The organism is Longimicrobium sp., assembly GCF_036387355.1.
In the GTDB taxonomy this organism is placed as follows: domain Bacteria; phylum Gemmatimonadota; class Gemmatimonadetes; order Longimicrobiales; family Longimicrobiaceae; genus Longimicrobium.
The window spans coordinates 1-6,430 of record NZ_DASVTX010000198.1 but is presented as its reverse complement, the minus strand read 5'-3'; the positions used below and the strand labels follow the sequence as shown (position 1 = coordinate 6,430).

Annotated in this window: 5 protein-coding genes; 3 read left to right on the top strand and 2 right to left on the bottom strand. The window is 71.9% G+C overall.

Annotation, left to right across the window (positions count from 1 at the left end):
• Positions 1-1,833: MHYT domain-containing protein (locus tag VF665_RS08750; RefSeq protein ID WP_331053034.1), on the bottom strand; the 1,833-nt coding region annotated here is incomplete at its 3' end.
• 189 nt (positions 1,834-2,022) lie between these two features.
• On the opposite strand from VF665_RS08750, the gene VF665_RS08745 reads away from it, so the two are divergent.
• The 3 genes from VF665_RS08745 to VF665_RS08735 all read left to right on the top strand — a co-directional run bounded on the left by VF665_RS08745 (position 2,023) and on the right by VF665_RS08735 (position 4,581).
• Complete coding sequence (locus tag VF665_RS08745; RefSeq protein ID WP_331053033.1) at positions 2,023-2,613, top strand: hypothetical protein; 591 nt, start codon at positions 2,023-2,025, stop codon at positions 2,611-2,613.
• Between the two features lie 221 nt (positions 2,614-2,834).
• Positions 2,835-3,668 (top strand): DUF2382 domain-containing protein, encoded by an 834-nt coding sequence (locus VF665_RS08740; protein WP_331053032.1) that lies wholly within the window; start codon positions 2,835-2,837, stop codon positions 3,666-3,668.
• 148 nt (positions 3,669-3,816) lie between these two features.
• The gene (locus VF665_RS08735; RefSeq protein ID WP_331053031.1) at positions 3,817-4,581 is read left to right on the top strand and encodes an SDR family NAD(P)-dependent oxidoreductase; all 765 of its coding nucleotides are present in this window, start codon (positions 3,817-3,819) and stop codon (positions 4,579-4,581) included.
• Between the two features lie 141 nt (positions 4,582-4,722).
• Here the strand turns inward: VF665_RS08735 and VF665_RS08730 are convergent, their stop codons facing one another.
• A complete protein-coding gene (locus VF665_RS08730; protein ID WP_331053030.1) occupies positions 4,723-5,640 on the bottom strand; it encodes a hypothetical protein in 918 nt (305 codons plus the stop codon).
• Positions 5,641-6,430: the final 790 nt, after the last annotated feature.

The following is a 6,430-nucleotide window of genomic DNA, read 5'->3' as shown; positions in this document are numbered from 1 at the left end:
GAACTCGGGGCCGCCCGCGGCGTCGGCGTGGAGCAGCGCGAGCGAGCCGGCCGTCGCCCCCACCGCCTCGCGCCCGTGGTGCACGACGAGGCGCGCCACCTCGAGCGGCGTGAGCGCGCCGGCGAGCGAGCCGGCCACCTGCTGCAGCGCCGTCGCGCGGCGCAGCGCCGCCCGCTCGGCGGCGTACAGGCGGGCCGCGGCGAGCGCGGTCCCGACCCGGCGCGCCACCTCGTCGGCCAGCGCGAGGTCGTCGGGCCCGTAGCGCCGGCCGGATTCGGCGTAGACGAGCGAGAGCGCGCCCAGCACCTTGCCCCGCGCGATCAGCGGCACGCAGACGTACGAGCGCAGCCCCAGCGCGCGGACGGCGGCCAGGTGCTCCGGCCCGTGGCTGTTGGCGGTCAGCAGCGCGTCGGGGATGTCGGGGACGATCTCGGCCTCGCCCGTCCGCAGCACGCGCGCAACCCCGTGCGGCGCGTTCATGCTGGTGGGCCACCGCTCCTCGATTTCCGCCACCAGCCGGATCTTGGCGGGATCGGCGTGCTCCACCGCCAGGCGCTCCATCCCTCCGTCCAGCGTGAGCATGTCGATGGCGCACCAGTCCGCCAGCGCGGGAACGGCCAGGCGCGCCACGCTGGCCAGCGTGGTCTCGAACTCCAGCGATGAGACGAGGACGCGGCTCGCCTCGGCCAGCAGGTCGCGCCCCGCCTCGGACTTGCGGCGCTCGGTGACGTCGGTGGCGGCACCCACCCATTCGCGGATGCCGCCGTCCTCCTCCAGTACGGGAACGGCGCGGAGGGCCAGCGTGCGCCACTCGCCGTCCGCCCGCATGACGCGGTGCTCCGCGTCGATCTCCCGCCGGTCGGCCACCGCGTCGCGCCACAGGGCGGCCGCATGCTCCCGCTCGTCGGGGTGCACGGCGTTCAGCCATCCCCAGCCGCGGTACTGCTCCCACTCCATGCCCGTGTAGCCGGCCCACTGCCGCTGCGGCGTCACCACGGCGCCGTCCGGCCCGGTGGTAAAGACGACCTGCGCCGACGCGGTCACCAGCGAGCGAAAGCGCGCCTCACTGCGGCGGGCGGCCTCGGCCTCGGCGGTGCGGGCGCGCATCCGCCGGTCCACCATGGTCGTCAGCAGGGTGATGCCCAGGACGACGAGGGTGCCCAGGACCACGCCGCTCGCCAGCCCGTCGGTGCGCAGCACGTGGTCGTCGGGAACGGGGGCGTCGCCGGGAAGGGTGTGGAAGCGCGCGGCCGACATCCCGGTGTAGTGCATCCCCGCGATGGCCAGCCCCATGACCACGGCCGCCGCGGCCTTGGCCGCCTGCCCGCGCCGCGTGTCGTCCGCGCGAAAGCGCAGCGCCAGCCAGAGCGCGGCGAACGACGCGGCCACCGCCACGCCCAGCGACTCCACCACCCGCACGGAGTCGTAGCGGATGGTGCCGTGGATGCGCATGGCCGCCATCCCCAGGTAGTGCATCGCCGCGATGCCGGCGCCCATCAGGAGCGACGCCCCTGCCAGCATGGGCGTGGTGACCCGCGGCCGCCCCGCGACCCAGAGGGTGAGCAGCGAGGCGCCGACCGCCACCACCATGGAGGCGATCCAGCGCGGCACGTCGTAGGTGATGGAAGTGTCCAGCCGGAAGGCGAGCATGCCCACGAAGTGCATGCTCCACACGCCGATGCCCAGCGACACGCTGCCGCCCGCCAGCCACGCGGTGCGAAAGCGGCCGCTGGCCTGGCTCACGCGCGCCGCCAGCACCAGCGCGGTATACGAGGCCAGAATGGCGATCACCACCGAGAAGACCACCAGGGCGGTGTTGTAACTGCCTGTCATGGGACCATTTGCATCAGTGCGCCGGCCATCTGTCACCATGGGGTGAAGCAAGAAGACGGCCTGGGTGAGCGCCGCCGGGCCGCCCCGCCCGCCGTTCATGCACGGAACTTGCCCCCGGCCCGGCCCACCCGCCGCCGGGGTGCGGGGGAGGGGACACAACGGGATCAACGGAACACGGAGAAGACGCACATGGCGGACATCGACATCGAACGCAAGAAAAAGAGCCCGCTGCCCTGGATTCTGGGGCTGCTGGCGCTGCTGCTCCTTCTTTTCCTGCTCATGCGGAGCTGCGGCGACGACGACCAGGCCGAGAACACGGGCACGGTGGTGGACACGACGACGTCGCAGACCGTGGCGCCGGTCGCGCCGATGCCCGCCACGGACACCACGGCGGCCGCCACGGGCGCCATGCCGGCGGCGGGCGCGGCGGCCGGGGCCGGGTGGATCGCCGGGGTTCTGGGCGGCCAGATGGCCGGGCAGACCGCGTCGGGGCAGGCCACCGTGCCGTCCACGCCGTCGGACCGCGGCTTCTGGGTAGAGGAGAACGGCCAGCGCGTATTCGCCGTGCTGCAGGAGCCCATGGAGCAGATCAAGGACATCGACCCGGGGCAGACGGTGCGCATCACCAACGCCAAGGTGATGCGGGGCTCCGAGTCGGCGCAGATCCCCGAGAGCGTGGACGCCGAGGCCAAGACCACCGCGTCGCAGCAGCAGTACTTTCTGCTGGTGCCCAGCAACGGCGTGGAGATCACGGCCGGCGGAAACACCACGGCCAACTGAGCCGTCCCCCGTTCGCGGGGGAGTGGCGTGACGACGGGGCGGGGCGCACACGGGCGCCCCGCCCCGTCGCATTCTGTATACAACAAGCGCTGTTTCCGCCGCGGAACGGGGGATGCCGGGCCCGCCCGATCTGCGCGCACGGCCCTTGCACAACGCCGCCGCCCCGATCCGGGGCGGGGGCCCCGGACGGACGGTGGACCAAGCAATGGGAGTACACGAACATGGCGAACGAACCGATGGATCGCGTGGTGCCGCTCAACAGCCTGCCCTCGTACAAGGTCGCCGACGGCGAGCCGGACATCCGGGGCTGGGACGTGATGTCGGCCGACGGTCGCCGGATCGGCCGGGTCGATGACCTGCTGGTGGACACCGGGGCCAACAAGGTGCGCTACGTGGACGTGGAAGGCGACCGGGGCCACATGTGCGTGCCCATTGGCCTTGCCCGTCTGGAGCGCGGCTCGCGCCAGGTGATGGTGGACCGCATGCAGGCCGACCAGTTCAGCGCCCTGCCCACGCACGAGCGCGGCAACGTGACGCGCGACTACGAGATGCAGCTGGGCCGCGCCATCGACACGGACTTCGACACGCGCACGTCCAACGGCACCAACCTGTACGGCCACGAGGGCTTCCGTGACGAGGGCGCCGTTCGCCTGGTGCTTTCGGAAGAGGAGCTGGCCGTGGGCAAGCGCCAGGTCGCCGCGGGCGAGGTGGGCGTGAGCAAGCGGGTGGAGACGGAGCACGTGACCGACCACGTGGCGCTGCGCCACGACGAGGTCGACATTCAGCGCCGCCCCATCACCGACCCCATGGTGGCCGGCAACGCGCAGATCGGCGCCGAGGAGATCCGCGTTCCGCTGCACGCCGAAGAGGCGATCGTGGAGAAGCGCGTGGTTCCCAAGGAGGAGCTCGTGGTCCGCACCCGTGAGGTGGTGGAGAACGAGACCATCGAGGCGGACCTGCGCCGCGAGCGCGCCGAGGTGCACCGCGAGGGCGTGACGGAGCGCACCCTCACGGACCGCCCGCTGAACGACGACGACCGGCTGAACAACCGCTGATCGCCGCCGCTGGACGGAACGGAAACGGGCACCCCGCGAGGGGTGCCCGTTTCTCATCCTGCCCGACTTGGTGTCCCGGATCGCGCGGCGTATGTTGGCCCCCGCGGGACCTCACCTCATCCATCGCAAACATCCGGCAGAGTTCGCCATGAAGATCAACGGAACCGTCCTCGTCACCGGCGCCACCGCGGGGATCGGGGAAGCGTGCGCCCACGCCTTTGCCGCCGCCGGCGCGCGCCTGGTGCTCACCGGCCGCCGCGAGGAGCGCCTGCGCGTCGTGGCAAACGACCTGCGCGCCGCGCACGGCACCGAGAGCCATGTGGTCGCGCTGGACGTGCGGGACCGCGAGGCCGTTCTGGCCACGCTCTCGTCGCTGCCGGGCGAGTTCGGCGCGGTGGAGGTGCTGGTGAACAACGCCGGGCTGGGCCGCGGAATGGACAAGCTGTTCGCGGGCGATCCGGACGGGTGGGACGAAATGGTGGACACCAACGTAAAGGGGCTGCTGTACGCCACGCGCGCGGTGACGCCGGGAATGGTGGAGCGCGGGCGGGGGCACGTGATCAACATCGGCTCGGTGGCCGGGCACGAGGTGTATCCCGGCGGCGCCGTGTACTGCGCCACCAAGCACGCGGTGGGCGCCATTACCCGCGGGCTCCGGATGGACCTGCTGGGCACCGGCGTGCGGGTGAGCACGGTGGATCCGGGGATGGTGGAAACGGAGTTCAGCGTGGTGCGCTTCGGCGGGGACCGCGAGCGTGCAGACTCCGTCTACCGGGGGATGACGCCGCTGGTGGCCGCGGACATCGCGGACACGGTGCTGTGGGTGGCGACGCGCCCGGCGCACGTGAACATCGACGAGATCATCATCAAGCCCACCGACCAGGCCAGCGCGACGCTCGTGCATCGGAGCTGAACGGATGAACCGCGTCTCTCACGGAGTTCACGGAAAAGGAGCACGGAGTTCACGGTTACGGCATCACGGAATCTGTTGTTGCTATAGCAGTTCCGTGAACTCCGTGGAACTCCGTGGCCTCCGTGAGAGACGGGGTTGCCGTTACCCGGCCGCGGGGGAGAGCAGCTTGGGCGCGGGCGCCATGAGGGTGCGGGGATTGGCGTAGGCGCGCTCCTGCAGCTCGGGGATGGTCGCGCCGCTGACCAGGAACTTGCCCGCGCCCTCCACGAAGCGCCGCCGCAGCAGCTCGGCTTCCTCCGGCGACACGCGCCCCTCCGCCTGCGCCTCCCGCACCCGCGCCAGCACGGGAAGGCTTTCCGCCGCCTGCCGGTACCGCTGCGCCGCCGCCAACTCGCGGTAAAAGACGACGCGGTCCCACATCGCCAGGATCACGTCGCGCAGTGCGTCGATCACCGGCGCGGCGCCCATCAGCTCGAAGGTCTTGTCCGTCCCCGCGTCGCAGCCCACGACGCTCAGCCCGCCCGGATCCATTCCCTGCAGCGTGGCGCAGCCGCCGTACAGCTGGTCCACGCCGTCCAGCAGCGTGGCGAGGCGCGCGGGGGTGGACCAGCGGCGCGGCGCCTCGATCACCTGCACGGTCAGCAACGCGTTGCCCGACGCGGTCTCGCCGCGGCGCAGGGCGTCCAGCGCGGGCACGCCCTCCTGCGCCAGCAGGCCGGACACGCGCGGCAGGTGCTGCGTGGCGAAGCGCACGCGCTCGGCAAAGGCGAACGCTTCCTGCGCCCGGTTTTCCGCCGCGATCAGCAGCGACCACGTGTCCGCGTGCTCCAGCGCGGAAAGCTGCAGCTCTTCCGCCAGCATGCGGGCGGGGCGGGTGAAGCGGTGGGCGCGCAGGCCGTAGTCGCGCAGGGCGGAAAGCAGGCGGGTGAGCAGCTCGCCGGGAACGGGCTCGCGCCGGTATCCCAGCCGCGCCACCTCCACCAGCGGCAGCTCCAGCGCGCTTTCCGTCAGCGCGCCCACAAGCTGTTCCACGCCGTGGATCAGGTCCGATTTGCGCATGGCCGCGAGGGTGCAGAGACGGGCGGATGGGGAGCGGCGGAACGTAGGCCCCCGGCCGGGGACGGGCAAGTTCGGTCGGTGGGGATGGAGCTGCGACCGTGAGGTGGAAAGTTCGGTGCGCGTGGCGGGCATCACGGCGGCCCCCACCCGGGTTCGCATTACTCACCCACCCTCCCCCCAAACGGACTGGGGGAGGGTTGTTTCGGGGTGGCGTCTTTGGTGTGAAGCAGCAGAGATTGTCGTGGCTGCAAGCTGAGCGACTGAAGTCGCCGCAACAACGGCGGAAAGTCCCCCCAAACAGACGGGGGGACTTCACCTGCACGTCGGCGAAGGCCCCGGTGTGAATTCTCCCCTCTCCGTGCCGCCGTTTGCACGGGGAGGGGCCGGGGGTGGGGCCCACGCGCCCGGGCTCCCTGAGCGGATGAATCCGCCGCTCTGAAAGCGGGAAGCCCCGACTCGTGGCCGCTGTCGCGTCCACGATCGAGGCTTCAACTGCATCGGGAGCGCACCCCGGCGGTGGCGAGCAGTCCGCGCAGGCGGACTTCGTGTCGTTCGAGGCGCGGTTTCAACCGCTGGGGAGGTGTCAGGCGCGCGCCGCCCGCCGTCCCACAACGACCTCCCTGCGATGCCGCGGACGCGCGCCGAACGCCGTCCCCGCGCCGAACGGCTCCCCCTCTCCCGCGGAGCGGGTGGAGGGGGCTGGGGGGAGGGGGCCTTCGTCGGCCGCATCGGCACCGTCCGAACCGCACTGACCTGCTGTTCTCCCCTCTCCGTGCGGCAGTTTGCACGG